The organism is Dyella sp. RRB7 (assembly GCF_022761115.1).
Lineage (GTDB): Bacteria > Pseudomonadota > Gammaproteobacteria > Xanthomonadales > Rhodanobacteraceae > Dyella.
The window spans coordinates 1-25,269 of record NZ_JAKWJS010000011.1 but is presented as its reverse complement, the minus strand read 5'-3'; the positions used below and the strand labels follow the sequence as shown (position 1 = coordinate 25,269).

The 25,269-nt window shown below is 66.8% G+C and carries 24 protein-coding genes and 1 riboswitch; of the genes, 1 reads left to right on the top strand and 23 read right to left on the bottom strand.

Annotated features, from left to right (window positions below):
- Positions 1–9: 9 nt before the first annotated feature.
- The 23 genes from tolQ to clpB all read right to left on the bottom strand — a co-directional run bounded on the left by tolQ (position 10) and on the right by clpB (position 23,734).
- On the bottom strand, positions 10–699 hold the full coding sequence (gene tolQ, locus MJ606_RS18100) for a protein TolQ (RefSeq protein WP_243050955.1): 690 nt from the start codon (positions 697–699) through the stop codon (positions 10–12).
- Positions 700–739: 40 nt separating this feature from the next.
- Entirely contained in the window at positions 740–1,168 is a 429-nt protein-coding gene (ybgC, locus tag MJ606_RS18095; RefSeq protein ID WP_243050954.1) for a tol-pal system-associated acyl-CoA thioesterase, read from the bottom strand.
- Positions 1,161–2,210 (bottom strand): Holliday junction branch migration DNA helicase RuvB, encoded by a 1,050-nt coding sequence (ruvB, locus tag MJ606_RS18090; RefSeq protein WP_243050953.1) that lies wholly within the window; start codon positions 2,208–2,210, stop codon positions 1,161–1,163. The genes ybgC and ruvB overlap by 8 nt, the downstream gene beginning before the upstream one ends.
- Before the next feature lie 169 nt (positions 2,211–2,379).
- Positions 2,380–4,281: a potassium transporter Kup gene (locus tag MJ606_RS18085; protein ID WP_243050952.1), complete on the bottom strand. Its 1,902-nt coding sequence runs from the start codon at positions 4,279–4,281 to the stop codon at positions 2,380–2,382.
- Between the two features lies 1 nt (position 4,282).
- On the bottom strand, positions 4,283–4,879 hold the full coding sequence (ruvA, locus tag MJ606_RS18080; RefSeq protein WP_243050951.1) for a Holliday junction branch migration protein RuvA: 597 nt from the start codon (positions 4,877–4,879) through the stop codon (positions 4,283–4,285).
- A complete protein-coding gene (gene ruvC, locus MJ606_RS18075; RefSeq protein WP_243050950.1) occupies positions 4,876–5,397 on the bottom strand; it encodes a crossover junction endodeoxyribonuclease RuvC in 522 nt (173 codons plus the stop codon). The genes ruvA and ruvC overlap by 4 nt, the downstream gene beginning before the upstream one ends.
- A gap of 38 nt (positions 5,398–5,435) precedes the next feature.
- Entirely contained in the window at positions 5,436–6,170 is a 735-nt protein-coding gene (locus tag MJ606_RS18070; RefSeq protein WP_243050949.1) for a YebC/PmpR family DNA-binding transcriptional regulator, read from the bottom strand.
- 116 nt (positions 6,171–6,286) lie between these two features.
- Positions 6,287–6,925: an alpha/beta hydrolase gene (locus tag MJ606_RS18065; RefSeq protein WP_243050948.1), complete on the bottom strand. Its 639-nt coding sequence runs from the start codon at positions 6,923–6,925 to the stop codon at positions 6,287–6,289.
- Between the two features lie 221 nt (positions 6,926–7,146).
- Entirely contained in the window at positions 7,147–8,916 is a 1,770-nt protein-coding gene (gene aspS, locus MJ606_RS18060) for an aspartate--tRNA ligase (RefSeq protein WP_243050947.1), read from the bottom strand.
- 104 nt (positions 8,917–9,020) lie between these two features.
- Positions 9,021–9,557, bottom strand: a complete 537-nt coding sequence (locus MJ606_RS18055; protein WP_243050946.1) for a DUF3011 domain-containing protein — start codon at positions 9,555–9,557, stop codon at positions 9,021–9,023.
- A gap of 115 nt (positions 9,558–9,672) precedes the next feature.
- A complete protein-coding gene (locus MJ606_RS18050) occupies positions 9,673–9,939 on the bottom strand; it encodes a zinc ribbon domain-containing protein (protein WP_243050945.1) in 267 nt (88 codons plus the stop codon).
- Positions 9,940–10,039: 100 nt separating this feature from the next.
- Positions 10,040–10,765: an adenosylcobinamide-GDP ribazoletransferase gene (locus MJ606_RS18045; protein WP_243050944.1), complete on the bottom strand. Its 726-nt coding sequence runs from the start codon at positions 10,763–10,765 to the stop codon at positions 10,040–10,042.
- 1 nt (position 10,766) lies between these two features.
- Positions 10,767–11,345, bottom strand: a complete 579-nt coding sequence (locus MJ606_RS18040) for a histidine phosphatase family protein (protein WP_243050943.1) — start codon at positions 11,343–11,345, stop codon at positions 10,767–10,769.
- Positions 11,342–12,388: a nicotinate-nucleotide--dimethylbenzimidazole phosphoribosyltransferase gene (gene cobT / locus MJ606_RS18035; protein ID WP_243050942.1), complete on the bottom strand. Its 1,047-nt coding sequence runs from the start codon at positions 12,386–12,388 to the stop codon at positions 11,342–11,344. Before cobT ends, MJ606_RS18040 begins: the two co-directional genes overlap by 4 nt.
- Positions 12,385–12,906, bottom strand: coding sequence for a bifunctional adenosylcobinamide kinase/adenosylcobinamide-phosphate guanylyltransferase (gene cobU / locus MJ606_RS18030; RefSeq protein ID WP_243050941.1), 522 nt, complete (start codon positions 12,904–12,906; stop codon positions 12,385–12,387). Before cobU ends, cobT begins: the two co-directional genes overlap by 4 nt.
- A complete protein-coding gene (locus tag MJ606_RS18025; protein WP_243050940.1) occupies positions 12,894–14,378 on the bottom strand; it encodes a cobyric acid synthase in 1,485 nt (494 codons plus the stop codon). Before MJ606_RS18025 ends, cobU begins: the two co-directional genes overlap by 13 nt.
- The gene (cobD, locus tag MJ606_RS18020; protein WP_243050939.1) at positions 14,375–15,370 is read right to left on the bottom strand and encodes a threonine-phosphate decarboxylase CobD; all 996 of its coding nucleotides are present in this window, start codon (positions 15,368–15,370) and stop codon (positions 14,375–14,377) included. The genes MJ606_RS18025 and cobD overlap by 4 nt, the downstream gene beginning before the upstream one ends.
- Complete coding sequence (cbiB, locus tag MJ606_RS18015; protein ID WP_243050938.1) at positions 15,363–16,292, bottom strand: adenosylcobinamide-phosphate synthase CbiB; 930 nt, start codon at positions 16,290–16,292, stop codon at positions 15,363–15,365. Before cbiB ends, cobD begins: the two co-directional genes overlap by 8 nt.
- The gene (locus tag MJ606_RS18010; RefSeq protein WP_243050937.1) at positions 16,289–17,587 is read right to left on the bottom strand and encodes a cobyrinate a,c-diamide synthase; all 1,299 of its coding nucleotides are present in this window, start codon (positions 17,585–17,587) and stop codon (positions 16,289–16,291) included. Before MJ606_RS18010 ends, cbiB begins: the two co-directional genes overlap by 4 nt.
- Positions 17,588–17,599: 12 nt before the next feature.
- A complete protein-coding gene (gene cobO / locus MJ606_RS18005; RefSeq protein ID WP_243050964.1) occupies positions 17,600–18,199 on the bottom strand; it encodes a cob(I)yrinic acid a,c-diamide adenosyltransferase in 600 nt (199 codons plus the stop codon).
- A 38-nt stretch (positions 18,200–18,237) separates the two neighbouring features.
- Positions 18,238–18,819: a hypothetical protein gene (locus tag MJ606_RS18000; RefSeq protein WP_243050936.1), complete on the bottom strand. Its 582-nt coding sequence runs from the start codon at positions 18,817–18,819 to the stop codon at positions 18,238–18,240.
- A 64-nt stretch (positions 18,820–18,883) separates the two neighbouring features.
- A complete protein-coding gene (gene btuB / locus MJ606_RS17995; protein ID WP_243050935.1) occupies positions 18,884–20,734 on the bottom strand; it encodes a TonB-dependent vitamin B12 receptor in 1,851 nt (616 codons plus the stop codon).
- 113 nt (positions 20,735–20,847) lie between these two features.
- Positions 20,848–21,088, bottom strand: a riboswitch (cobalamin riboswitch).
- Between the two features lie 63 nt (positions 21,089–21,151).
- Positions 21,152–23,734: an ATP-dependent chaperone ClpB gene (clpB, locus tag MJ606_RS17990; protein WP_243050934.1), complete on the bottom strand. Its 2,583-nt coding sequence runs from the start codon at positions 23,732–23,734 to the stop codon at positions 21,152–21,154.
- Positions 23,735–23,913: 179 nt separating this feature from the next.
- Between clpB and otsB the strand changes: the two genes are divergently transcribed.
- Positions 23,914–24,744 carry a trehalose-phosphatase gene (otsB, locus tag MJ606_RS17985; RefSeq protein ID WP_243050933.1) on the top strand — a complete coding sequence of 277 codons (831 nt, stop codon included), beginning with the start codon at positions 23,914–23,916 and terminating at the stop codon, positions 24,742–24,744.
- Positions 24,745–25,269 lie beyond the last annotated feature (525 nt).

The following is a 25,269-nucleotide window of genomic DNA, read 5'->3' as shown; positions in this document are numbered from 1 at the left end:
TCAAGACCCTCAGGCGGCCGGGTCGTCGGACTGGATCTGCCGCTGCAGCACCGAGGAGAACTCCTCCTGGAACACTTCGTAGCGCGAGGCCACGCGCTCGACCTTGTTGGCGAAACGGTTGTACGCCCACACGGCCGGAATCGCGGCGAACAGGCCCATGGCGGTGGCGATCAGCGCCTCGGAAATATGCGGAGCGACCACGGCGATGGTCACATCCTTCATTTCGCCCAGGCCCTGGAACGCGCCCATGATGCCGATGACGGTGCCGAACAGGCCCACGTAGGGGCTGATGGAGCCGACGTTAGCGAGGAATTCCAGGTTGCGTTCCAGGCGGCCGATCTCGCGGGTGCCGGCCACGCGCATGGCGCGCTCGGAACCTTCGATCACGATGCGCATGTCGTGCGTCCTGCGCTGGCGCTGGCGGACGAATTCGCGGAAGCCCGACTCGAACACGTTTTCCATGCCGCCGTTCTCGGCGCCGCGGTTGCTCACTTCGCGGAACAGCTGGGCCAGGTCGGCGCCGGACCAGAAGCGCTCCTCGAAGCCCTCGGCTTCCTGCATGGCGGATTTCAGCTGCGCATGCTTGCGGATGATGATCACCCAGGACAGGAAGGAGAACACCAGCAGTACCAGCATGACGAACTGGACCAGGATGCTCGCTTCCGCGATCAGCTTGAAAATGTTCACTCCACCGTTCATTGCTCGAAGGTTCTCCAGCGCACGTACTGCAATAAGGTATTTAAGGGGAAAGGCCGGGGATGAAGTCGGCCGGAATCTGCACCGGACGCATGCGGCGGACATCGACGCACGCCACACGCACCTTCGCGCGGATCAGCTCCGCGCCGTCCGCCCGGCGGATCGTCTGGGCGAAAAGGATACTGGCTGCACGGCGTTCTTTGACTTCGACGCTTACGGACAGTTCATCATCCAGCAGGGCCGCCTTGAGGAAATCGATCTGCATTTCCCGGACCAGGAAGGCCAACCCGGTGGTTTCCTTGTAGCTGGACTGGCTGATGCCCATGACCCGCAGCCATTCGCTGCGGGCACGCTCCATGAAACGCAGGTAGCTGGCGTGGTAGACCACCCCGCCGGCATCGGTATCTTCCCAGTAGACGCGCACCGGCCACTGGAAAGGGGCGGCGGCGGTGCCTTGCGTGACGTCAGACATCGGCGTTATCGGCAGTGAACAGGTCGATCGGGGACGGCTGGCGCGGCGGCGGGGTCAGCCCCAGGTGGCGCCAGGCCTTGGCGCTGGCCATGCGGCCGCGCGCGGTGCGCACCAGGTATCCCTGCTGGATCAGGTAGGGCTCGACCACATCTTCCAGTGTGCCGCGATCCTCGCTGAGCGCAGCGGCCAGCGACTCCACGCCCACCGGGCCGCCGTCGAAGCTCTCGATGATGGTGGCCAGCATGCGCCGGTCCAGCTCGTCGAAACCCTCGGCATCCACCTTGAGCATGTCCATCGCGGCACGCGCCGCGTCACGGGTGATCTGCCCGTCCGCGCGCACCTCGGCGTAGTCGCGCACGCGACGCAGCAGGCGGTTGGCGATGCGTGGCGTACCACGCGAGCGGCGGGCGATCTCCTGCGCGCCATCGGGTTCGCAGGCAATGCCCATGATGCGCGCCGAGCGCCGCACGATGGCGGTCAACTCGTCGGGCGTATAGAACTCCAGACGCTGCACGATGCCGAAGCGGTCACGCAGCGGCGCCGTGAGCAGGCCGGCGCGAGTGGTGGCGCCGATCAGGGTGAACGGCGGCAGGTCGAGCTTGATCGAGCGCGCGGCAGGACCCTCGCCGATCATGATGTCGATCTGGAAATCTTCCATCGCCGGGTAAAGCACTTCCTCCACCACCGGCGACAGGCGATGGATCTCGTCCACGAACAGCACGTCATGCGGCTCGAGGTTGGTCAGCAGCGCCGCCAGGTCCCCCGCCCGCTCCAGCACCGGGCCGGAGGTGGAGCGCAGATTGACGCCCAGCTCATTGGCGATGACATGGCTCAGCGTGGTCTTGCCCAGGCCGGGCGGCCCGAAGATCAGCACGTGGTCGAGCGCGCCACCACGCTTTTTCGCCGCCTCGATATAAATGGACAGCTGCTCGCGCACCGCCTGCTGGCCCAGGTACTCGGCCAGCCGCTTGGGACGAATGGAGGCCTCCAGGGCCTCGTCGTCCAGATGGGCGGCGGCGGTAACGATGCGGTGATCGGTCATGGGTACGCATTATGGCAGCGCCTGGGCTACAGCGGCGCGACTCAAAGGGTGGCCAGTGGCTGGAGCGCCCGAAAAATGCCGTCATCCCTGCGGAAGCGGGGATCCAGCGTCATCAGAACCCTTCAAAGGCACCGGATTCCCGCTTCCGCGGGAATGACGGGCCGGCGTCTCAGATCTCGACCTGGGCGCCCAGCTCGATCAGGCGATTGCCCGGAATCTGGAAGAACGCCGTGGCCGGCAAGGCATTGCGCGCCATGAAGGCGAACAGCTTGTCGCGCCACAACGCCATGCCCGGCCGCTTCGCGTCGGCAATGATGGTTTCGCGCGACAGGAAGAAGGTGGTGTCCATCATGTCGAACGGCAGGCCGGCCTTGGAGCACTTGCTGAGCGCGGCGGGAATATTCGGGTCCTCGGCGAAACCGAAGCGCAATTCCAGGCCGAAGAAATCGCCGCCCAGCTCGGTGATCGCGATGCGCTCGCCCGCATCGGCGGTAGGCGTCTCCAGCATATCCACCGTCAGCAGCACGTTGCGCTCATGCAGCACCTTGTTGTGCTTGAGGTTGTGCAGCAGCGCGTGCGGCACGGCATGCTGGTTAGCGGTAAGGAACACCGCCGTGCCCGGCACGCGCAGCGGCGGATGCTCGGCGATGTTCTCGATGAATGGCTGCAAGGCCAGGCCGGATTGCTTGATCTCGCGCACCACCAGCTCGCGGCCGCGACGCCAGGTGGTCATCACGATGAAAATACCCACGCCCAGCACCAGCGGGAACCAGCCGCCGTATTCGACCTTGATCAGGTTGGCGCCAAGGAAGGACAGGTCGATGGTGAGCAGCAACACGCCCGCCACGATCACCGTGAAGCGGCTCCAGTTCCACTGCCGGCGCGCCACGATCAGCGCCAGGATGGTGGTGATGGTCATGGTACCGGTCACCGCGATGCCATAGGCCGCGCTCAGGCTGTCGGAACTGCGGAAGCCCAGCACCGCCAGCAGCACCATCACCAGCAGGAAGTTGTTCACCCACGGCACGAAGATCTGGCCGGACATCTCACGCGAGGTGTGCACTACCGGCATGCGCATCGAATAACCCAGCGACATCGCCTCGCGGGTCATCGAGAACGCACCGGAGATCACCGCCTGCGAAGCGATCACCGTCGCCACGCAGGCCAGGCCGATCATCGGGTACAGCAAGGCCTCGGGCACCAGCTTGAAGAACGGACTGTCGATGGCTTCGGGATGCGACAGCAGCAAGGCACCCTGGCCGAAATAATTGAGCACCAGCGCCGGCAGCACGAAGCTGAACCACGCAAGGCGGATCGGTCGCTTGCCGAAGTGGCCCATGTCCGCATACAGCGCCTCGGCGCCGGTCAACGCCAGCACCACGCCGCCCAGCGCAATGAACGCCTGCATGCCATGGGTGAAGAAGAAGCGCACGCCGTAGATCGGGTTGATCGCGGTCAGCACGTGCGGATTACGCGCGATCATGTTGGCGCCCAGCAGCGCGATGACGACGAACCACACCACCATCACCGGGCCGAACAGCCTGCCCACGCGCTCCGTGCCATGTCGCTGCAAGGTAAACAGCAGGAACAGGATCACCGCGGTGATAGGCACCACCCAGTGTTCCAGGTTCGGCGCGGGCACCTTCAGGCCCTCCACCGCCGACAACACCGAGATGGCCGGCGTGATCACGCCGTCGCCATAGAACAGCGAGGCACCGAAGATGCCGATGATGGCAAGCAGCCAGCGCTGCCGCGCATCGCCCTTCACGCTGCGCAGGGCCAGCGCCAGCAGCGCCATGATGCCGCCCTCGCCCTTGTTGTCGGCGCGCATGATGAACACCACGTACTTCAGCGACACCACGATGATCTGCGCCCAGAAGATCAGCGACAGCACACCGTAGATGCTCTCTGGCGTGGGCTTCATGCCGTCGTGGCTGAGCGTGGTCTGCAAGGTGTACAGCGGGCTGGTGCCGATGTCGCCGTAGACCACGCCGATGGCGCCCAGCGCGAGCGCGGCCAGGCGCCGCTTGGTTTCGGCGTCGGTCATGCCGTGGATGGAATCCGGAGTCATCTCAGCTCCCGAGGGCGGCGCGCAGCGCCTTGCGGATAATCGATTCGGCGCTGTCGCCTTCGGCGGCGACCTTTTGCACCAGCCGGGTCACTTCGGCCGGCTTGTAGCCCAGTTGCTGCAAGGCCACCGTGGCCTCGCCCGCGGGATCGAGCGCCACGCCCTGGGCCTGGATGCCCGAGGGCAACGTGGTAGCCAGACCATCCAGGCGATCGCGCAGCTCGACCACGATGCGTTCGGCGGTCTTCTTGCCGATGCCGGGAATCTTGGTCAGCGCGACCACGTCGCCGGCCTGCACCAGGCGCGCGAAATCGCTGGTGGACACACCCGATAGCACGGCCAGCGCGATCTTCGCGCCGATGCCGCTGACTTTCTGCAGGTTGCGGAACAACGCGCGCTCGGCTTCGAGCAGGAAACCGTACAGCGCGACGCTGTCTTCCTTCACCGCGTAATGGGTGAGCAAGGTCACTTCCTTGCCGGTGGACGGCAGGTCGTAGATGGTGGACATCGGCGCTTCCAGCTCGTAGCCGACGCCCCCTACCTCCACCAGCAGCCACGGCGGCTGCTTGGAAACCAACGTACCGCGCAGACGGCCGATCATCGGCGACGTCTCCAGGCGGTACGCGGAATGCCCACGCGATCGAGGCTGGCGCGCGTATGGGCATGCGTCACCGCAACGGCGAGCGCATCGGCCGCGTCGGCCTGCATCGGCCCCTTGAGTCCAAGCAGGATGCCGATCATGTGCTGCACCTGGGTCTTGTCGCCACGACCGCTACCGACCACGGCCTGTTTCACTTCTGTCGCTGCGTACTCGTGCACCGCGATCCCCTGACTGACGACCGCGCAGATCGCGGCTCCCCTCGCCTGCCCCAGCTTCAGCGCCGAATCGGGGTTGCGCGCCATGAACACGCGCTCCACGCCGCACTCGTCCGGCCGATGGGCGGCGATGATGGCACACAGCTCGTCAAAGATGCGTTTCAGGCGCAGGGGAAAACTGGCTTCGCCAGCCACCGCCAGCGCGCCATGGAAAACATGGGACAGCTTGCCGCTGGCGTCGACATCGATGATGCCGACACCGGTGCGCTGGCTGCCCGGGTCGATGCCGATGATGCGGGTCATGGGCGTGGATCGCCGGGCCTGTGCAAGGCCGCGCGAAGTTAGCTGGCCGCCTCGGCCGGCAGCAGCGCGTTGTGCGACACCTCGCTGACGTCGTCGAGGGCATCGAGCTTCTCGAGCAGGTCGAGCAGGGTTTCCAGCGCGTCCTCGGGCACCGCCACGCGGTTGTTCGGACGCATGCCCACGCCCGCGTGCTGGGCATGCAGACCCGCCGCGATCAGCGCCTGCTGCACGGCCTCGAAACTCTCCGGCGCGCACAGCACGGTGCTCTCGCCGTTCTCGTTGACCACGTCGTCGGCGCCGGCTTCCAGCGCCGCTTCCAGCACCTTTTCCTCGGCGGCTTCGTCGCCACCGGTGGCGAACACCAGCTCACCCACGCGGGCGAACTGGAAAGCCACCGAGCCGGTGGTGCCCAGGTTGCCGCCATGCTTGGTCAGCGCGTGGCGCACGTCGGCCACGGTACGGGTCGGGTTGTCGGTGAAGCAGTCGATGATCAGGGCGATGCCGGCCGGGCCATAGCCCTCGTAGCGCAGCTCTTCCATCGCCGCGCCGCCGTCGGCACCCGAACCGCGCTTGATGGCGCGCTCGATGGTGTCCTTGGTCATGTTGGCCGACAACGCCTTGTCGACCGCGGCGCGCAGGCGCGGATTGGCCGCCGGATCGGCGACGCCGGCACGGGTTGCCACGGTGATTTCGCGGATCAGCTTGGTGAACACCTTGGCGCGCTTGGCGTCTTCGGCGTTCTTGCGACCTTCGATGGACGGGCCTCTACCCATGTCACTTCCTGCAAAGCTGGTAATCGAACAGAACGCGAATTCTATCCTTTCGGAGCCGCTGGCGGGCAAGCCACCTGGTCAAGCGGCCGGCGTTCGAGTCGTGGCAAGGCTTCGCCTCAGGACGCGGAGTGATCGAAACGGCCCCGGTGAAGAAACTCGGTCGCCTGCCGCGCCGCCTCCATCGAGAACAGCAGGCCGGTGTGATTGGTCTCCACCACGCAATGGTCGGCGATACCCGGCAGGCAGGTTTCGTCCACCGCCACGGTGCCGTCGCTGTCGCCCTCGAATTGGCCCAAGACCGCGCCCAGGCCCAGCGGCGTGCGACCGGCGATCACGCCCACCTCGCGCGGGCCGTTCCAGCGCTCGAAGCCATATTCCAGCAACTCGCGGTTGTGCCCCAGCAGCACCTCACCGCCCCGCCCCATGCCGGCAAAACGGCGCGCGGCGGCGCTGCCCTTGAGGGGCGAGCCCAGGCAGACCACGCGGCCGGGCGGCAGTGGCGTCCCTTCGCTGCAGGCGCGCAGCGCGAGCAGGCCGCCAAGGCTGTGGCCCACCAGGTGCACGGTCTGCGCCTCCTGGCCCAGTTCCTGAAGGCGCGCCTCCAGCCCGCCAAGGATGCGTTCCTGCGTCGTCGCTACGCTCATGTAGTCGAAGCGATGCACGCGAAAGCCGGCCTCCATCAGGCGCCGGTGCAGCATCAGCAACGCAAAGCCGCGCATCCACAGGCCGTGCAGCAGGATCACATGGTCGGTCATGGCAGAACAGGACTTCCATCGACGGAGGTATCACCCTCCAGGGCAACGCCATGGCCACTGACGCCATAGCAAGTCCATTCTGCACAGAAAGTGCTGAATCTTGTGTGCTCTCTAGCTCCCTCCCTGCTTGCAGGGGCGGGCTGGGGAGGGACCGCTCTGGCGCCTGGCGCAAGAAGCCCCTCCCGACCTCCCCCTGCGGGCAGGGGGAGGAGCAAAGCGCATCAGGCCGACTTCGGCTCGACGGCCACCTTCACGTGCAGCTCCTTGAGCTGCCCATCGGCCACCGGCGAGGGTGCATCGGTCATCAGGTCCTGCGCGCTGGTGGTCTTGGGGAAGGCGATCACGTCGCGGATCGACTCGGTGCCCGCCATCAGCGCGGCGATGCGGTCGATGCCGAAAGCCAGGCCACCGTGCGGCGGTGCGCCGAACTTCAGCGCCTTGAGCAGGAAGCCGAACTTCGCCTCGGCCTCTTCCGGGCCGATGCCGAGCAGGTCGAACACGGTGCTCTGCATCTCCGGGCGATGGATACGAATGGAGCCGCCGCCGATCTCGTTGCCGTTGAGCACCATGTCGTAGCCGCGGCTGACCGCGTTCGCCGCATTGGCGCGCAGGTCGTCCACGTCGTCCACCTTGGGCGCGGTGAACGGGTGATGCAGGGCGACGAAGCGCTTTTCTTCCTCGTCGTATTCGAACATCGGGAAGTCGGTGACCCACAGCGGCTTCCAGCTGTTCTCCACCAGGCCACGGTCCTTGCCGAGCTTCAGGCGCAGCGCGCCCATGAAGTCGGTAACCGTCTTCCACTTGCCGGCGCCGACGAACACGATGTCGCCCGACTGCGCGCCCGTCGCCTTGAGCACGGCGTCCAGCGCCGCGTCATCGAGGAACTTGGCCACCGGCGAATTGATGCCATCGCGACCCTTGGCCAGATCTTCCACCTTGATCCAGGCCAGGCCCTTGGCGCCGTACTTGGCCACGTATTCGGTGAGCAGGTCGATGTCCTTGCGGCTGAGGCTGGCGCCGTCCGGCAGGCGCAGCGCGGCGATGCGACCGGCCGGATCGTTGGCCGGCTCGGCGAACACCTTGAACTCCACCTGCTTGAGCGCATTGGCCACGTCCACCAGTTCCAGCGCGATGCGCAGGTCCGGCTTGTCCGAACCGAAGCGGCGCATGGCTTCGGCCCAGGTCATGCGCGGGAAGGTGGCGTCCAGCTCCACGCCCTGCACTTCCTTGAACACGTGGCGGATCAGCTGCTCCACGAAGTCCTGCACGTCCTTCTCTTCCACGAAGGCGAATTCGAGGTCGAGCTGGGTGAATTCCGGCTGGCGATCCGCACGCAGGTCTTCGTCGCGGAAGCAGCGGGCGATCTGATAGTAGCGGTCGAAACCGGCCATCATCAGGATCTGCTTGAACAGCTGCGGCGACTGCGGCAGCGCGTAGAACTGGCCCGGATGCACGCGGCTGGGCACCAGATAGTCGCGCGCGCCTTCCGGCGTGGCCTTGGTGAGGATGGGCGTTTCGATGTCCTGGAAACCGCGCGCATCCAGATAGCGGCGCAGCGACTGCACCAGCTTGATGCGGGTGCGCATCATCTTCTGCATTTCGGGGCGACGCAGGTCGAGGTAGCGGTAGGTCATCCGCATGTCCTCGTTGGGATTCTCGTGCAGCGCGAAGGGTAGATCCTTCGCGGCATTGAGGATCTCCACCGTGTCGGCCAGCAGTTCCACCGTGCCGGTACGCAGCTTGTCGTTCACCGACAGGCGCTTGCGGATGGTGCCGGTGACACGCAGGCAGTATTCGTTGCCGATTTCGCCGGCGACCGCGAAGGCCGCCGCGTTCTCGCGCTCCACCACCACCTGGGCGATACCCTCGTGGTCACGCAGGTCGACGAAAGCCACATGGCTCTGCAGACGAAGGGTGTTGACCCAGCCACACAGGGTGACGGTCTGGCCGACCAGTGCCTCATCGATGAGGCCGCAATAGTGCGTGCGCATGCGCTTGGAACTCCGGGCCGCGGGGCGGCGTAATGCGTGGAAAAGACCCGGAATGTTAACACTGGCGCGGCCCGCGATGCCGCGCCATACCCGCCCCTGCCCGCCTACCAGCGGCGATCGACCGAGAACAGGCCGCGGCAGCCCTTGGAAACCCACACACCCGCGCGATTCCAGCCCCAGCTGTAGCCTTCGTCGCAGCGGCTGCCCGAAAGCTGTTGCAACAGGCGCGCACGGCCATGCCCGCCCACGTCCACCTGGCAGAACTGGTATTGCTTGTTGTTGCTTTCGCACTGCAGGCGGATCTCGCGATCCCAGCCCGGGCCCGGCCGCCAGCCGCCGCCACCGCCTTGCCAGCCACCGCCGCGCCCCATCTCGACGAACTGGGCGCGACAACCGCGATCGACCCACAGGCCGCCGCGATCCACGCCCCAGGTCTGGCCGCGTATGCAGGGGCTATCCGACTCCTGGCGAATCATCTCGGCGTCGCGCCAGGGCACCTGGCAACGGACGAAGCGCCCGTCCTGGCTGCCGCAGCGCACCGTGTCACGGCCTTGCGCCTGCGCCACCGGCGTTACGCCAACCAGCCAGCCTGCGGCCACGCCGACCAGCACGCCCATCCAACCTGCTCGCATCCGAGACATCGCAGCCGCTCCTCATGTGACAAAGCGTCACGCTAACGGGCGCATGCTCAACCGGCTTTGAATATCTTGCGATGGGTTCGTAAAAAAATGACGGCCGGCGAACCAGCGTTCAGGCTCAGCTGTCGCTGCTGGTACTGGCGCTGGGGGCCGGCGCAGGAGCCGGGGCAGTGTCACCGGCCAGGTTGCGCTTCTTGTCGCCGTCTTTCTTGAAATCGGTCTCGTACCAGCCGCTGCCGGCCAGGCGGAAGCCGGGCGCGCTCAGGCGCCGCTTCACTTCGGCCACGTCGCAGGCGGGGCAGACGGTGGGATCGGGATCGGACAGCTTTTGCAGGCGGTCGAAACGATGACCGCAGCTGCTGCATTCGAATTCGTAGATAGGCATGGAAACTCCGGGTTCCGGCCAGTACACGTGCCGGCAAGGCCTCATTATCGAGGCGTGCCGGCCAAATTCAACGTTGGGCGCCCACTTGGGCCGCTCTGTTCTAGGCAGCGTGCAGAGCCAGCGCGACCAATACGGCCGCCTCGACCAGCTCAGTCAGCGCGCCGCAGGTATCGCCGGTCATGCCACCCAGCCGCCGCAGGCAGGCCTGGCGCCACAGCATGAACATCACCGCCGTGACCGCCAGGGCGCCCACGCCGCGCCAGCCACCGGCGAGCGCCACCACCACCGCAAACCCGAGCCCAAGCGTGCATGCGGTGCGCGGCGCCGCGGTCAACGCACTGCCCAGGCCACCGCCGCGTACATAGGGCGTGGAAACGAACGCCGCGGTAAGGCTAGCCCGCGCCAGCATCGGCGCCAGCAACAGCGCACCGCTGGCCGGCGGGAGACTGGCCAGCGCGGCGAATTTCAGCAGCAGCAGCAGCACCAGGGCGACCACGCCCATCGGCCCGCAGCGCGGGTCCTTCATGATGGCCAGCGTGCGTTCGCGATCGCCGAGCCCGCCGACCCAGGCGTCCGCGCTATCGGCCAGGCCATCCAGGTGCAGGGCGCCGGTCAACGCCACCCACGCCGCCAACAGCAGCGCGGCCGCCAGCACCGGCGGCGCGGCAGCCAGCAGCCATGACAGGCCCCACAGCACGCCACCGATCAGCAGGCCGACCAGCGGATACCAGGCCAGCGAATGCGCCGGGCCACTGGCGTCGTCAAATACCTTCGCCGGCACCGGCACGCGGGTCAGGAAGCCGATGGCGACGAGCAGGCCGCGCATATCAGGCCTTGATCCGCCTCGCGGCGGGCGGCGTCCAGGCGAGTGGGTGGAGCGAGGCGTGGGGCACGTCGATGTTGGCCATATCGCCGAAGTCACGTCCCTCCGATTCGCAACGCAACAGGCGGATGGCGCCGCCGTGGGTCACCACCAGTACGTGCTGCGTTTCGGCCTCCACGGCAATATCGTTCAACGCGGCGCAGAGACGCTCGCGAAACGCGGCGAAGGGTTCGGCGCCGGGCGGCGGGCAATTCACCGGATCGGCCCAGAAGCGGGCCAGCGCATCGCCCTGTTGCTCGCCCAGGGTTTCGATGGGCACGCCCTGCCAGTCACCGAAGTGATACTCGGCCAGGCGCGGGTCCGTGCGCAGCGGCACGCGTCGCGCGGCGGCCAGGTCCTGCGCGAACGCCGCGCAGCGGCGCAGTGGTGAAGTCACGACCAGGTCCCAGCTGCGCCCGAAGATCGCCGCGCGCAACTGGGTCCAGCCCAGTGCGCTGAGGCCGTCGTCCAGTTGTCCGCGATAGCTGCGCTGGCCGGTGTCGCCATGCCGCAACAGGTCGATGCCAACGTGCTTTGCAGTCATGCGCCGCTCACCCCGGCCTGGGCAAACGTGGCCATGCGCGCGTGCAGTTCGCACGCCAGCCGCATCAATGGCACGGCGGTGGCCGCGCCACTGGCTTCGCCCAGGCGCAGGCCCAGGTCGATCAAGGGATCGGCATGGAGCGCCGCCAGCACGGCGGCATGCCCGCGTTCGCGCGAACGATGGCCGAAGAACATCCAGGCGCGACAGCCGGGATTGATGCGCACCGCCGCCAACGCGGCGGCCGTGCTGATGAAGCCGTCGACAAGCACCGGAATGCCATGCTGGGCGGCCGAAATGTAGGCGCCGGTGAGTGCCGCGATCTCGAATCCGCCGACCCGTGCCAGCCAGGTCAACGCATCGCCACTGGCTTCGTAGCGTGCCAGCCCGCGCGTGATCACCGCCGCCTTGTGGCCGATGCCGGCGGCGTCCAGGCCGGTACCGGCGCCGGCCAGCGCCAGCGGCGTCTCACCCAGCAAGGCGCTGGCCAGCGCGGCAGCCGAGGTGGTGTTGGCGATGCCCATCTCGCCGCCGATGAAGAGTTGCGCATCAGCGGCATGCGCGGCCGCGACGCTTTCGGCGCCGGCATGGAGCGCTGCATCGAGCTGTTCCGGCGACATCGCCGGTTCCTCGCAAAAATTGCGCGTTTGCGGCGCGATGATCGCGCGCCGCACATGGGGCAGCTCGCCCGGGTCGTTCACCGTGCCCAGGTTCACCACTTCGAGCATGGCGCCGAGCGCACGCGCCAACACGCTGACGGCGGCCCCGCCATGGGCAAAGTTGCGCACCATTTCGCCGGTCACCACCTGCGGAAAGGCCGATACGCCCTCCGCCGCCACGCCATGGTCGCCGGCGAACACGCTGATCCACACCTGCTGCACGGCCGGTCGGGCCGTGCGCTGCAACCCCGCCAGGCGGATCGCCAGCGATTCCAGCGTGCCGAGCGAGCCGGGTGGCTTGGTCAGTTGCGCCTGGTGTTCCCGCGCCTGCTGCTCATACTCCGCATCGACGGATTGGCAGGCATCCCATAGCCAGTCATGGCTCATGCAACACTTCCTTTCATGGCTAGCGGCAAACCTGCCGCAACAAACAACACGCGTTCGCACTGGCTGGCCAGCGACTGGTGCAGCCGCCCGGCTTCATCGACGAAGCGGCGGGTCAGCTCGCCCATCGGCACCACGCCCAGGCCCACTTCGTTGCTGACCAGCAGCACCTGGCCGGTCAGCATGGGTAATACGTCGAGCAGCGCCGCACGTTCGCGCGCGAAGCGCGCGGCGTCGTCCAGGCCGAGCAGATTGCTCAGCCACAACGTGAGGCAGTCGACCAATACGCAATGCCCGGGCCGCGCCTGGGCCAGCAGGACCTCGGCCAAGGCCAGCGGCTCCTCCACGCAATGCCAGTGCGCGGGGCGGCTGGCCCGATGGTGCGCGATGCGCGCCGCCATCTCCGCGTCATGGGCCTGCCCGGTGGCGATATAGACCACCTCATGCCCCGATTCGCGCGCCAGTCGCTCGGCCAGCGCGCTCTTGCCCGAACGGGCACCACCGAGAATCAGCGTGCGCATGCGGGCTCCGTCGGCTCGATGGCCAAGCATCGCCATAACCGGGAGGTATCGAGATGGGCTTCCACCGCATCGGCCACGCGCTCGATGCTCGTTTCACGCAGGGCATGCATGTCGAGGGTGACGGCCTGGTGCAGGCCGGCCCAGTCGAGCAGGGCGTGCAGCGCCGACGGCTCATCGAAAAGTCCGTGCAGGTAGCTGCCCAGAATCTGCCCATCGGGCGACAGGGCGCCATCGCAGCGGCCATCGTCGAGCACGCTCGACGGCATCGCCAGCGCTGCGCCATGGCTGACGCCACAATGGATCTCGTAGCCGCTCACCCTCACCTCTCCCAGGACCAGTTTCCCACTCACGCGGCGCAATTGCTTGCGCGCCTCCAGCGTGGTTTCCACATCCAGCCAACCCAGTCCTTCACTCGAGCCCGGCTCGCCCTCGATGCCGTGCGGATCATGCACGAATCGCCCCAGCATCTGGAAGCCACCACAGATGCCGATCAACTTGCCGCCGTAGCGGAGATGCTGCGCCATCGCATCCACCCACCCTTGCGCGCGCAGCCAGGCCAGGTCGGCACGGGTCGACTTGGAGCCCGGCAGGATGATCAGATCGCACGCTGGCACCGGCTCGCCCGGCCCCACGAACTGCAGGTCGACCTGCGGATGGGCGCGCAATGCATCGAAGTCGGTGTGATTGCTGATGCGCGGCAGCACTGGCACCACCACCCGCAGGCCGGCGCCTGTTTTGTGAACCCGTTCACGCGGCAAGGCATCCTCGGCCTCCAGTTGCAGGCCATGCAGGTAGGGCAGCACGCCCAGCACCGGCTTGCCGGTTTCGCGCTCCAGCCAGTCCAGCCCCGGCTGCAGCAAGGCGAGGTCGCCACGGAAACGGTTGATGACAAAGCCCACCACGCGAGCGCGCTCGCTGTCGGACAACAAGGCCAGCGTGCCGACCAGGTGCGCGAATACGCCACCGCGATCGATGTCGGCGATCAGCAGCACCGGGCAATCCACCGCCTCGGCGTAACCCATGTTGGCGATGTCGCGATCGCGCAGGTTGATCTCGGCCGGACTGCCGGCGCCCTCCACGATCACCGCCTGGTACTGCGCGACGAGGCGCGCATGCGAGGACAGCACCGCGTCCATCGCGATGCGCTTGTAGTCGTGATAGCGGCGCGCATCCATCTGCGCGATGGCGTGGCCGTGCACGATCACCTGCGCGCCGGTGTCGCTCTGCGGCTTGAGCAGCACGGGGTTGAAATCGGTATGCGGCGGCAACCCGGCCGCCTGCGCCTGCACTGCCTGCGCGCGGCCGATCTCGCCGCCATCCACGGTCACCGCCGAGTTGAGCGCCATGTTCTGCGGCTTGAACGGTGCCACCGCGACGCCCTTGCGATGCAGCCAGCGACACAGGCCCGCCACCAGTGTGCTTTTGCCCGCATCGGAGGTGCAGCCCTGGACCATCAACACACGAGCGCTCATGGTTGGCTCCCTGCGACGACATCCCCCAGCGCGGCATCGAGTCGCCTGAAGTCATCATCGTTTCCCGGCAAGCCGAAACGCAGGCTGGGTGGCGCGTCGAACCTGCGCGTGAGCACGCCACGGGCCGCCAGTGCGCGATGCAACGCCGGCGCATCGTCGTGGCGCCACCACTGGAAGAACGCGCAGCCCGCCGTGGGGGACAAGCCATGTTTCGTCAACAGCTCGGCCAGTCTCGTGCTGCCGGTGCGCAGGCGATCACACACACTGTCCTGCCATGCGCGATCGGCCAATGCCTGCCGCAACACATGACGCGTGGGTCCGCTCAAGGTCCATGGCCCCAGCAGCTCGCGCAATGCTTCCAGCACGATGGCCGAGGCACACACGAAGCCTGCGCGCGCACCGGCCAACCCGAAAAACTTGCCCGCCGAGCGCAGTACGATCAGTCCTTCGCGCTCGGTTTCCGGGCACAGGCTGTGTGCAGGCGTGGCATCCATAAAGGCCTCATCGACGATCAGCCAGCCTCCGCGCTCGACCAGACGCGCATGCAGTTCCAGCAGCGCCCCGCGCTCGAAACGTTCGCCGCCGGGATTATTGGGATGGATCAGCACGATGACGTCGAAGTCGTCGGCACGCGCCAATAACGCTTGTGCCGGCAGGCTGATGACAGCATGCCCGGCCTGGCGCCATACATGCGCGTGCTCGTTGTAGCCCGGCGCGATGACGCCCACGCGCGACGCCTGTCGCAACCGGGGCAAGGCCTGGATGGCGGCCTGTGAACCGGCCACCGGCAACAGTCGTGGCGCCCCGTAGTACGCGCGTGCAACCTCGATCAGGCCATCGTCGTCCTCGGGCAGACGCATCCAGGCCGATGCGGGGATGGGCGGTACCGGCCAGGCGAAGGGGCTGATGCCGGTGGAAAGGTCCAGCCAGTCCGACGGCGCGATGCCGTATTCGCGCGCGGCTCGCAACAGGCGGCCACCATGTTCAAGCATGCGCGCCTCCCTGCCATAGCGCGGCAAGGCAAAGCGCCACCACCAGCCACAGCACCACACTACGCCGTACCAAGCGCAAGGCGCGCACGATGGAACCCGCGTCGGCTGGTGCGCCCACGCCCAGCTCGGGGCGAGGCTCCCACACACCGTCATAGGGTGCGGCGCCACCCAGGCGCACGCCCAGCGCTCCCGCGCCGGCGGCCATCACGGGACCGGCGTTGGGGCTATCCCACGACTTCGCTTGCGTATGCCAGCAACGCCATGCGCGGGTGGCATCGCCGAGCAAGGCATAGCTGAGCGCGGTAAGCCGCGCCGGCAGGAAGTTGAGCACGTCGTCGATGCGCGCGGCGGCCCAACCGAAGCGCTGATAACGCGGCGTGCGATAGCCCCACATGGCATCCAGCGTGTTGGCCAGCCGATACAACACGGCACCGGGCGCGCCCAGCAGCGCAAACCAGAACAGCGCGCCGAACACGGCGTCATTGCCGTTCTCCAGCACCGACTCGGTGGCAGCGGCAGCGACCTGTTGTTCATCCAACGCATGCGTATCGCGACTGACCATGCGCCCCACGACCACCCGCGCCCTCAAAATGTCGCCCCGCTCCAGCGCACGCGCCACCGGCATCGCGTGATCGCCCAGGCTGCGCAAGCCGATCGCCAGATACAACACCGCCACGTCGAAGGCGTAGGCCAGCCACGGCACCATCCCGCCAAGCACGCTGACGATCAGCCAGGCCAGCCCCGCCAGCGGCAACACCGCAAGCGCCCACGCCATGACGCCGGCCCGCCGCCGATGGCCATGCAGGCGCGCCTCGATCCCGCCGGCCAGACGTCCAAACATCACCAGCGGATGCAGGCGTCGCGGCTCACCCAGCCACGCATCGAGCAGCACCGCCGCGAGCATGGCCAAGGCCCGGCTCATGGCAGGAACAACGCGGCGGCAGTGGCAGGACCGGAGGGAAAGTAGTGATGCATGAAACTGGCCGTCATGCGCTGGCGGCGATACACGCCCTCCCGGCTCGGCCCCTGGTCCGGATTGACCGCCATGACCAGCGGCGATGCATCGATGCTCGCCTGCGCGTAGTGGAAGGTATGACCGCGCAGGCTGCCTTCGGGCAAGCTCACCGACTGCATGCCAAGTCCGCCGAGGCGTGCCTGCATGACGGCACGGCCACGCAGCAACCCCGCCATCGGCAAAGCGTGGCCTTCGCGATCGGCCAGCTCATCCAGTGCGTAGAGCATGCCGCCACACTCGGCGAGCAACGGCTTGCCCGCGTCGACATGCGCATGCAGCGCCTGTCGCAACGCATCGTTGGCCGATAGCGCAGGCAGGTGCAGTTCCGGATAGCCACCGGGCAACCACACCGCATCGCAGGCGGGCAGACTGTCGCCGGCCGCGGGCGAGAAGAAGCACAGCTGCGCTCCCGCCTCGCTCAGCACATCCAGATTCGCTGGATAGATGAAACAAAAGGCGGCATCACGCGCGATGGCGATACGTCGTCCATGCAGCAAGCGGGGCACTTGCGGCATGGCCACGAACGGAAAATCCACCGCTGGCGGCATCGCCGCCGAGGCATGCGCCGCCCAGGCATCAGCCAGTGCATCCAGGCGCGCGTCGATATCACCCAGCTCGGATGCCGATACCAGGCCCAGATGCCGCTCCGGCAAGGCGAAGGCCGCGTTGCGCGGCAAGGCGCCCAACCAATGCAAATCCGGCGGCAGGCTCTCGACCAGCAGTTGCGCGTGGTAGGCGCTGCCAACCCGGTTGGCGGCCACGCCATGCAGCGTCAATCCATCACGGTAGCGCGCCAGGCCAAGGGCCAGCGCACCGAAGGTCTGCGCCATGGCCGAACCATCGATCACCGCCAGCACCGGCAAGCCGAAGCGCTGGGCCAGATCGGCGCTGGACTGGCCACCGTCGAACAGGCCCATCACGCCCTCGACCAGGATCAGGTCCGCCTCGTGCGCTGCCGCATGCAAGCGTGCGCGGACATCGTCCTCGCCGCCCATCCACAGGTCCAGCTGATACACCGGCGCACCACTGGCGCGCTGCAGCACCATGGGGTCGAGGAAATCCGGCCCGGTCTTGAACACGCGCACACGCTTGCCGGCGCGCGTATGCCAGCGCGCCAAGGCCGCTGTCACCGAGGTCTTGCCTTGCCCGGAAGCGGGCGCGGAGATCAGCAGGGCCGGGCAACGTTGCGCGACGTGCGCCATGGAAATCTCCGCCTACAGCTCGATGCCTTGCTGGGCCTTGATGCCCGCCTGGAAGGCGTGTTTCACCACCCGCATCTCGGTCACCGTGTCGGCCTGCTCCACCAGCGCATCCGGCGCGCCGCGCCCGGTCACCACCACGTGCTGCCGGGGTGGCCGCGCCGCCAGTGCGGCGCATACCTGCGCCACGTCGATATAACCCTTGACCAGGGCGATATTGAGTTCGTCCAGCAGCACGAAATCGTAGCGCGCATCGGCCAGCATGCCGGCGGCGAGCCGCCAGGCCGCCTGGGCCGCGCGAATGTCGCGCTCGCGATCCTGCGTCTCCCAGGTGTAGCCCTCACCCATGACGTGGTAGTCGAGCTCGTCGGGAAAACGGCGAAAGAACGCCTCCTCGCCGGTGGAGAAGCTGCCCTTGATGAACTGCACCACGCCGCAGTGGAAACCATGGCCCAGCGAGCGCGCCAGCATGCCGAAGCCGGACGAACTCTTGCCCTTGCCGTTGCCGGTATTGACCACCAGCACGCCACGCTCGATGGTGGCGCGGGCGATCTTGCGATCCACCAGCTCCTTCTTGCGCTGCATGCGTTCGCGATGGCGTTGCTCGGCGGTCATGCCGTCGCGGCGCGAATCGTCCGATTCAGTGGTCATGATCAAGCCTCCTTTCGGTGCGGCATGGCGGAAGTCGCCATGATGCGTGCGCACACGGCATGTGCAGCCAACGCCACCGCCACATAGGCAAGCGTGGTGCGCACGAACAGCGGCCCCCACTGCCACAGGCGCGCCGCGTACTCAGCCACATGAGGGTTCGCATAGCGCCCACCCAGCCAGTAGAACGAACCATTGGAAATGGCAAAGGACAGCGAGGCCGCGAGCAGCGCCACCCCGAAAGCGCCCAGCAGCGAAGGCAAGCCGGCGCGCAAACGCGGCGCATACCAGCGCCCGGCGTACCACAACGCCGCATACGCCAACGGCAGGAACGCATAGGCGACGGTGACGCAGAAATCGCTCACCGCGGCATAGCGGATGGACACCCAGTCGAGCGCCACCGCCAGCGCCACCAGCAGCACGAAGGCAACGTGTCGCCGCAGATAAAGCCCACCAAGGAAGAACACCGCCATGGAGGCATCCGGCAGATGCAGTGCATCGCCAAAGTGCTTGAAACGGGTGCTGACCATGACCAGCGCCAGGACAGCGAACAACAGGGCAAAACGGGAACCCGACAGCGGCTTCATCACGCGACTCCTGATCATGGCCTGCCTCGCGCCGGGCCGGAACGTGCCGGCCCGGCGCCCATACTTACTGCGCCGGCTGGTAACGCAGGGTCAGCATGTAGTTGCGACCCGGCTGGTTGTAGTACCAGGCCGTTTCGTAGTTCTTGTCGAACGCGTTGTTGAGCGCCAGCTGCACCTTCCAGTCGCGATCGATCGCATAGGCCACGCGCAGGTTGGTGAGTGCATAGCCGCCCAGCGGATGCGTGTTGTCGAGGTCGTCGTAGCGGCGACCCGACACGTACCAGCTGCCGCCGATGCTGAAGGCGCCGAAGCTGCGGTCAAGGTCGACGTGGCCGGTCTGGCGCGCACGTCGCGGCAGCAGGTTGCCGTCGTCGTAGCCGGGGGTTTCGTTGCGCGGATCGAGCCAGGTCGCCGTGGTGGAAACCAGCCAGCCGGCCACATGTCCACTCACCACGCCTTCCACGCCGCGGATGCGTGCGTTCTCCACGTTGCCCGGCAGGCCGGTCGCCGCATCGTAGGTGATCAGGTCGTCGACCTTGTTGCGGAAGCCGTTGAGCGTCCAGTAGCCCCAGCCGTAGCTGCCGCGCAGGCCCAGCTCGATGTTCTGCGAGGTCTCCGGCTTCAGCGCCGGGTTGCCGTAACCCGGGTAGTACAGGTCGTTGAAGGTGGGCGCCTTGAAGGCGGTGCCATAGCTGGCGGTGAGGCGCAGGCTGTTGGTGAAGTCCCAGCCCCACATCGCGCTGCCGGTGTTCTTGTCGCCGAACTGGCTGTTGTCGTCATGCCGCACGCTGGCCTGCAGTGACTGGCGGCCGAAGGTCTGCTGCCACTGCACGAACACGCCGCGATTGTTGCGGGTGTCTTCGGCAAAGGTGTAATTGCTGTCCAGGCTGTCGTGCTGCCAATCGAAACCGGTGCTGAGCAGCCCGCCGCCCACGCCGATATCCGCCTGCAGCGAGCCGATGTCGCGATGCGTATCGAAGCGGTCGACAAAGACATCGCCCAGGTAATCCTTGCTGAAGTCGCCACTGCTGCCCAGGCTCAGCGTAAAGGTGAGGTTCTGGCTGGGACGGTAATGCAGGCGGCCGCCGATGACCTGGGTCGCGCTCTTGTCCGAATCGCTGAAGCTGCCGTCGTAGTAGTTGTGGCCCTCGCTGCGGAACAGACGCGCGTCGGCATCCCACTGGTCGTCGAAGCGGTAGCCGGCGCTCAGGGTCACGGCGGTGTTGTGGTAGCCGTCCTTGTCCGGCTGGTCGGCGAAACAGCCGGCGCCGGCTTCGGCCGCGCCCACGCGGCAGGAGTTGATGCCGTCGGTCTGGTTGTGCGACGCCTCCAGCGAGTACCAGCCGTTGCCGCTCTTGCCGGCAAAGCCGACCGAACCATTGAGACTACGGTAGCTGCCGACGCCGAAACTCAGCGACGGCACGAACGCGCCCTCCGGACGGCGGGTAAAGATCTGGATCACGCCGCCGATCGCCTCGGAGCCGTACAGGCTGGAGAACGGGCCGCGCACGATCTCGATGCGCTCGATCTGCTCGACCGGAATGTCCTGGATCGCCGCCACGCCGAGCGTGGCCGAACCGATCTTGATGCCGTCGACCAGCACCAGCACATGGTCCGCTTCGGTACCGCGCAGGAACACGCTGGTCGGCTTGCCCGGGCCGCCGGTGTTGGCGATCTGCAGGCTGGCCGTGCTCAGCAGCAGGTCCGCCAGCGATGCCGGCTGCAGCCGCTCGATATCGGCGCGATCGATCACGGTGACCGCGGCCAGCGTCTGGTCCTGCGTCTGCGCGGTACGGGTGGCGGTCACCACCACGCCGCTGAGATCGGTCGTGTCATCGGCGAACACGGGGGAGAACACGAACAACAAGGCCGTCGCCAACGCGGCACGACGGACGTGATTCAACGGGATAGCCACTGCAAGCTCCTCAACCGCGCCTGCCCGCGCGGATCGCATGGGATAAAGAGCAGGCGGATGAAGACATGGCAGCCATGCGCGGCAGCATGGCATCCATGACATGGCCCTCCGCCTGTCTGGTCGTACCTTGAGGCCGGTCTCCGGGCTCGCGGGCGAAGACGTCACGTCTTCCGGAACGATGCCTTCCCATGCACCAGGCACAGTGGCTTCGTATCGTTCCGGCGATCCCCTTCGGATCGCAGCTCGCCTACCGTTGCGGGGGCAGCTCCGGCATAGGCACCTAGGCGCCGCACCGGATTCCCGTTTCAACCACCGGCTTAGCAGCCGGCGGTCACCTCAGGCGAGGCAGATGTTAACAGACAAAAAACAAGACGGCCGCCCGGGGGCGGCCGTCGACTGGCCTTGCGTGCTGGCCGGTTACTGCTTGCGGAAGGTCAGATGACCTTGTTCGGCCTCCACCACGACGGTATCGCCCGGCGCAAACCGACCTTCGAGGATCTCCTTGGCCAGCGGGTTCTCCAGCTGCTGCTGGATCGCGCGCTTGAGCGGGCGGGCACCATATACGGGATCGAAGCCCACGTTGCCGAGCAGCTCCAGCGCCTTGTCGCCGATCTCCAGCCTGAGCTGGCGCTCGGCCAGCCGCTTCTCCAGGTAGGCCAGCTGGATCTTGGCGATGGCGCGGATCTGTCCCTTGCCGAGCGGACGGAACACCACCAGCTCGTCGAGGCGGTTGATGAACTCCGGACGGAAGTGCGCCTGCACCACGCCCAGCACCGAGGCCTTCATCTGCATGTAGTCGGCCTCGCTGTCGCCCGCCTGCTCCTGGATCATCTGCGAGCCCAGGTTGGAGGTCATCACGATGACGGTGTTGCGGAAGTCCACCGTGCGGCCCTGGCCGTCGGTGAGGCGGCCGTCGTCGAGCACCTGCAGCAGGATGTTGAACACGTCCGGATGCGCCTTCTCCACCTCGTCCAGCAGGATCACGCTGTACGGACGCCGACGCACCGCCTCGGTGAGATAGCCGCCTTCCTCATAGCCGACATAGCCCGGGGGCGCGCCGATCAAGCGGCTCACCGAGTGCTTCTCCATGAACTCGCTCATGTCGATGCGCACCATGGCGTCCTGCGTATCGAACAGGAATTCGGCCAGCGCCTTGCACAGCTCGGTCTTGCCCACGCCGGTGGGGCCAAGGAACAGGAACGAGCCATAGGGCCGGTTGGGATCGGACAGGCCCGCACGCGCACGACGGATCGCGTCGGACACCGCACGCACGGCCTCGTCCTGGCCCACCACGCGCTTGTGCAGCGCATCTTCCATGTGCAGCAGCTTGTCGCGTTCGCCCTCGAGCATCTTGCTGACCGGGATGCCGGTCCAGCGTGACACCACTTCGGCGATTTCCTCCTCGGTGACGCGATCCTGCACCAGCTTGAAATCCTGCTTTTCGGCGGCCTGCGCAACGGCGAGCTGCTTCTCCAGTTCGGGCAGCTTGCCGTACTGGATCTCGCTCATCTTGGCGTAGTCCTGCCGACGCTGCGCGGCTTCCAGCTCCACGCGCGCGGCCTCGATCTGCTCCTTCACCTTGGTCGCGCCCTGCAGCGCGGCCTTCTCGGACTTCCATATCTCGTTGAGGTCGGAAAACTCACGTTCCAGCTTCTGGATGTCCGTATCCAGATCGGCAAGGCGCTTCTTCGACGCGTCGTCGGTTTCCTTCTTCAGCATCTCGCGCTGGATCTTCAGCTGGATCAGGCGACGCTCCAGCCGATCCAGCTCCTCCGGCTTGGAATCGATTTCCATGCGGATGCGCGAGGCGGCTTCGTCCATCAAATCGATGGCCTTGTCCGGCAGCTGGCGATCGGGGATGTAACGGTTGGACAACGTGGCCGCCGCGACGATGGCCGGGTCGGTGATTTCCACGCCGTGATGCACCGCGTAGCGCTCCTTGAGGCCGCGCAGGATGGCGATGGTGTCCTCCACGCTGGGCTCGCCCACGTAGACCTTCTGGAAGCGGCGTTCCAGCGCGGCGTCCTTCTCGATGTACTTGCGGTATTCGTCCAGCGTGGTGGCGCCGATGCAATGCAGCTCGCCGCGCGCCAATGCGGGCTTGAGCATGTTGCCGGCATCCATGGCGCCATCGGCCTTGCCGGCGCCGACCATGGTGTGCAGTTCGTCGATGAACAGGATGATCTGGCCCTCGTTCTTGGCCAGGTCGTTGAGCACGGCCTTCAGGCGCTCCTCGAATTCGCCGCGGAACTTGGCGCCGGCGATCAGCGCGCCCATGTCCAGCGCGAGCACGCGGCGGTCGCGCAGGCCTTCGGGCACTTCGCCCTTGACGATGCGCTGGGCGAGGCCTTCCACGATGGCGGTCTTGCCTACGCCGGGCTCGCCGATCAGCACCGGATTGTTCTTGGTGCGACGTTGCAGTACCTGGATGGTGCGGCGGATTTCCTCGTCGCGACCGATCACCGGATCGAGCTTGCCCGACTCCGCGCGTGCGGTGAGGTCGATGCAGTATTTCTCCAGCGCCTGGCGCTGCTCCTCGGCATTTTCGCTCTGCACTTTTTCGCCGCCACGCAGCTTGTCGATGGCGGCCTCGAGATGGGCCTTGGTGGCGCCGGCAGCTTTCAGCGCGGCGCCGAGTTCGCCCTTCTCTTCCAGCGCCGCCAGCACGAACAGCTCGCTGGCGATGAACTGGTCGCCGCGTTGCTGCGCCAGCTTGTCGGTGAGGTTGAGCAGGCGCGTCAGCTCGTTGCCGGCATGCACGTTGCCTTCCTGTCCACTGACACGCGGCAGTCGGTCGAGTTGTTCGTTCACGCGCTGGCGCAGCGCCGGCACGTTGACCTGCGCCTGCGTCAGCAGCGGCGCCGTCGAGCCGCCCTGCTGATCGAGCAAGGCCGCCATGACGTGCACCGGTTCGAGCATATTGTTGTCGCGGCCAACGGCCAGCGACTGCGCGTCTGCCAGCGCCTGCTGGAAACGCGATGTGAGTTTGTCCATCCGCATGGGCATCTCCCCCTTGGCAAAATCGAAATGGGATTTGGCGGCAGCGCCGCCACTGTTCGCTGAGATGCGGACGGCGCCGCACGATTCAAGCGCCGGCAAGCCCGATCCGCCGAGAGTTTTTCAGCTTGTGGACGGCATCCACAGATCGCCTTCACATTCCGCTTGCTAGGCTCCCGGACGTGCTTTCGCCCAGCCCCGCTTCCACCATGTTTGCGCAACCGCCCCTCCCGGCCCCGCCCCTGCCCGGTGCGGAGGAACGCTGGGCCCTGTTTCTCGACGTGGACGGCACGCTGCTCGATTTCGCCGACCATCCCGACCAGGTCAGCGTCGATACGCACCTGCGCAACCTGCTCGACGAGCTGTACATCACGCTCGACGGCGCGCTGGCCGTGGTGAGTGGTCGCAGCCTGGATGACCTGGACGATCTGTTCGGCAGCCCTTCGTGGGCGCTGGTGGGTCTGCACGGGCTGGAGTTGCGCGGCACCGACGGTCGTTACCGCGGCGTCCATATCGGCGCGACCCGCCGCTCGCTGGTACGCGACATGGCCAGCACCGTTGCCGCCGGGCTGCCCGGCGTCACCCTGGAAGACAAAGGCATGGCGGTGGCCCTGCACTGCCGTACCGCGCCCGGGCAGTTCAATGCCCTGCGCGAGCGCGTGGAAATACTGCTTCCGCGGCTGCCCGGTTATGAGATGCAACAGGGCAACCTGGTGATCGAACTGAAGCCCGAGGGCATGGACAAGGGCAAGGCCGTAGCCAGCCTGCTGTCGGGTTGGCCATTCAACGGACGACTGCCGGTTTACGTGGGCGATGACCTCACCGATGAACACGGTTTTGCCACGGCCAACCTCGAAAGCGGCCTGAGCGTGCGCGTGGGCCTGCGCGAGCCCAGTCTCGCCCGTTTTTCGCTGCCCGAACCCGCCGCCACGCGGGTTTGGCTGTCCCGCGTGCTGCACACGCTCAAGCATGGAACCCTCTCGCATGCCCACTCCCCCGGAGGAAGCGCCTGACACCAAGGCCAGCCAGGGCCGCTAGGTGTCATCGGCGACGGCAGCGTTGCCGTACCGATCGACCCGCGCGGCCGCATCGTCCGGGGCTGCCTGGCCCGTTTCGACAGCGACACGAGCTTCTGCGTGCTGCTGTCGCCACGGTGTGAAGGAGGCGATTGGACCAGCGCTCCGAACACTTCCCAACACCACCGTGCGGGTGACGTGCCAGTACAGCCACCACGGTGCCGGCGTCGAAACCGTCGATTTCGTGCCCCGCTTTCGCTCTCATCGACACGTTTATCACTCGGTGCCGCGCAGGGGCTTACCGATGCGTTACCGGTGAATCCAGCGGATGGGCTGGAGCGTCAGGATGTCGCGGCTCCGCGGAAGGCGTTTTGGGGCGGCTGGCTGCTTGGGGCCATAGGCTCTCGTTGCGGGATGCCTTCGCCGCTACACAGCGGCGATGCCGTAGCGCTACGCAACGCGCCGCCGCGCTGAGGGCTTAAAGCCGGTGTGGCGGCGTTGATGGGTCGCTATAGCTCCCGA

Excerpts from the sequence above, each read along its gene's own strand:
- ruvB (WP_243050953.1), bottom strand. The coding sequence starts at position 2,210 with ATGACCGATCACCGCATCGTTACCGCCGCCGCCCATCTGGACGACGAG.
- MJ606_RS18010 (WP_243050937.1), bottom strand. The coding sequence starts at position 17,587 with ATGGCGCACGTCGCGCAACGTTGCCCGGCCCTGCTGATCTCCGCGCCC.
- MJ606_RS18070 (WP_243050949.1), bottom strand. The coding sequence starts at position 6,170 with ATGGGTAGAGGCCCGTCCATCGAAGGTCGCAAGAACGCCGAAGACGCC.
- cobT (WP_243050942.1), bottom strand. The coding sequence starts at position 12,388 with ATGAGCCATGACTGGCTATGGGATGCCTGCCAATCCGTCGATGCGGAG.
- MJ606_RS18025 (WP_243050940.1), bottom strand. The coding sequence starts at position 14,378 with ATGAGCGCTCGTGTGTTGATGGTCCAGGGCTGCACCTCCGATGCGGGC.
- cobU (WP_243050941.1), bottom strand. The coding sequence starts at position 12,906 with ATGCGCACGCTGATTCTCGGTGGTGCCCGTTCGGGCAAGAGCGCGCTG.
- MJ606_RS18045 (WP_243050944.1), bottom strand. The coding sequence starts at position 10,765 with ATGCGCGGCCTGCTCGTCGCCATCGGCTTCCTGACCCGCGTGCCGGTG.
- MJ606_RS18055 (WP_243050946.1), bottom strand. The coding sequence starts at position 9,557 with ATGTCTCGGATGCGAGCAGGTTGGATGGGCGTGCTGGTCGGCGTGGCC.
- tolQ (WP_243050955.1), bottom strand. The coding sequence starts at position 699 with ATGAACGGTGGAGTGAACATTTTCAAGCTGATCGCGGAAGCGAGCATC.
- MJ606_RS18000 (WP_243050936.1), bottom strand. The coding sequence starts at position 18,819 with ATGAAGCCGCTGTCGGGTTCCCGTTTTGCCCTGTTGTTCGCTGTCCTG.
- clpB (WP_243050934.1), bottom strand. The coding sequence starts at position 23,734 with ATGCGGATGGACAAACTCACATCGCGTTTCCAGCAGGCGCTGGCAGAC.
- aspS (WP_243050947.1), bottom strand. The coding sequence starts at position 8,916 with ATGCGCACGCACTATTGCGGCCTCATCGATGAGGCACTGGTCGGCCAG.
- ruvC (WP_243050950.1), bottom strand. The coding sequence starts at position 5,397 with ATGACCCGCATCATCGGCATCGACCCGGGCAGCCAGCGCACCGGTGTC.
- MJ606_RS18065 (WP_243050948.1), bottom strand. The coding sequence starts at position 6,925 with ATGACCGACCATGTGATCCTGCTGCACGGCCTGTGGATGCGCGGCTTT.
- ruvA (WP_243050951.1), bottom strand. The coding sequence starts at position 4,879 with ATGATCGGCCGTCTGCGCGGTACGTTGGTTTCCAAGCAGCCGCCGTGG.
- cobD (WP_243050939.1), bottom strand. The coding sequence starts at position 15,370 with ATGCTTGAACATGGTGGCCGCCTGTTGCGAGCCGCGCGCGAATACGGC.
- cobO (WP_243050964.1), bottom strand. The coding sequence starts at position 18,199 with ATGACCGCCGAGCAACGCCATCGCGAACGCATGCAGCGCAAGAAGGAG.
- ybgC (WP_243050954.1), bottom strand. The coding sequence starts at position 1,168 with ATGTCTGACGTCACGCAAGGCACCGCCGCCGCCCCTTTCCAGTGGCCG.
- MJ606_RS18050 (WP_243050945.1), bottom strand. The coding sequence starts at position 9,939 with ATGCCTATCTACGAATTCGAATGCAGCAGCTGCGGTCATCGTTTCGAC.
- MJ606_RS18085 (WP_243050952.1), bottom strand. The coding sequence starts at position 4,281 with ATGACTCCGGATTCCATCCACGGCATGACCGACGCCGAAACCAAGCGG.
- MJ606_RS18040 (WP_243050943.1), bottom strand. The coding sequence starts at position 11,345 with ATGACTGCAAAGCACGTTGGCATCGACCTGTTGCGGCATGGCGACACC.
- cbiB (WP_243050938.1), bottom strand. The coding sequence starts at position 16,292 with ATGAGCCGGGCCTTGGCCATGCTCGCGGCGGTGCTGCTCGATGCGTGG.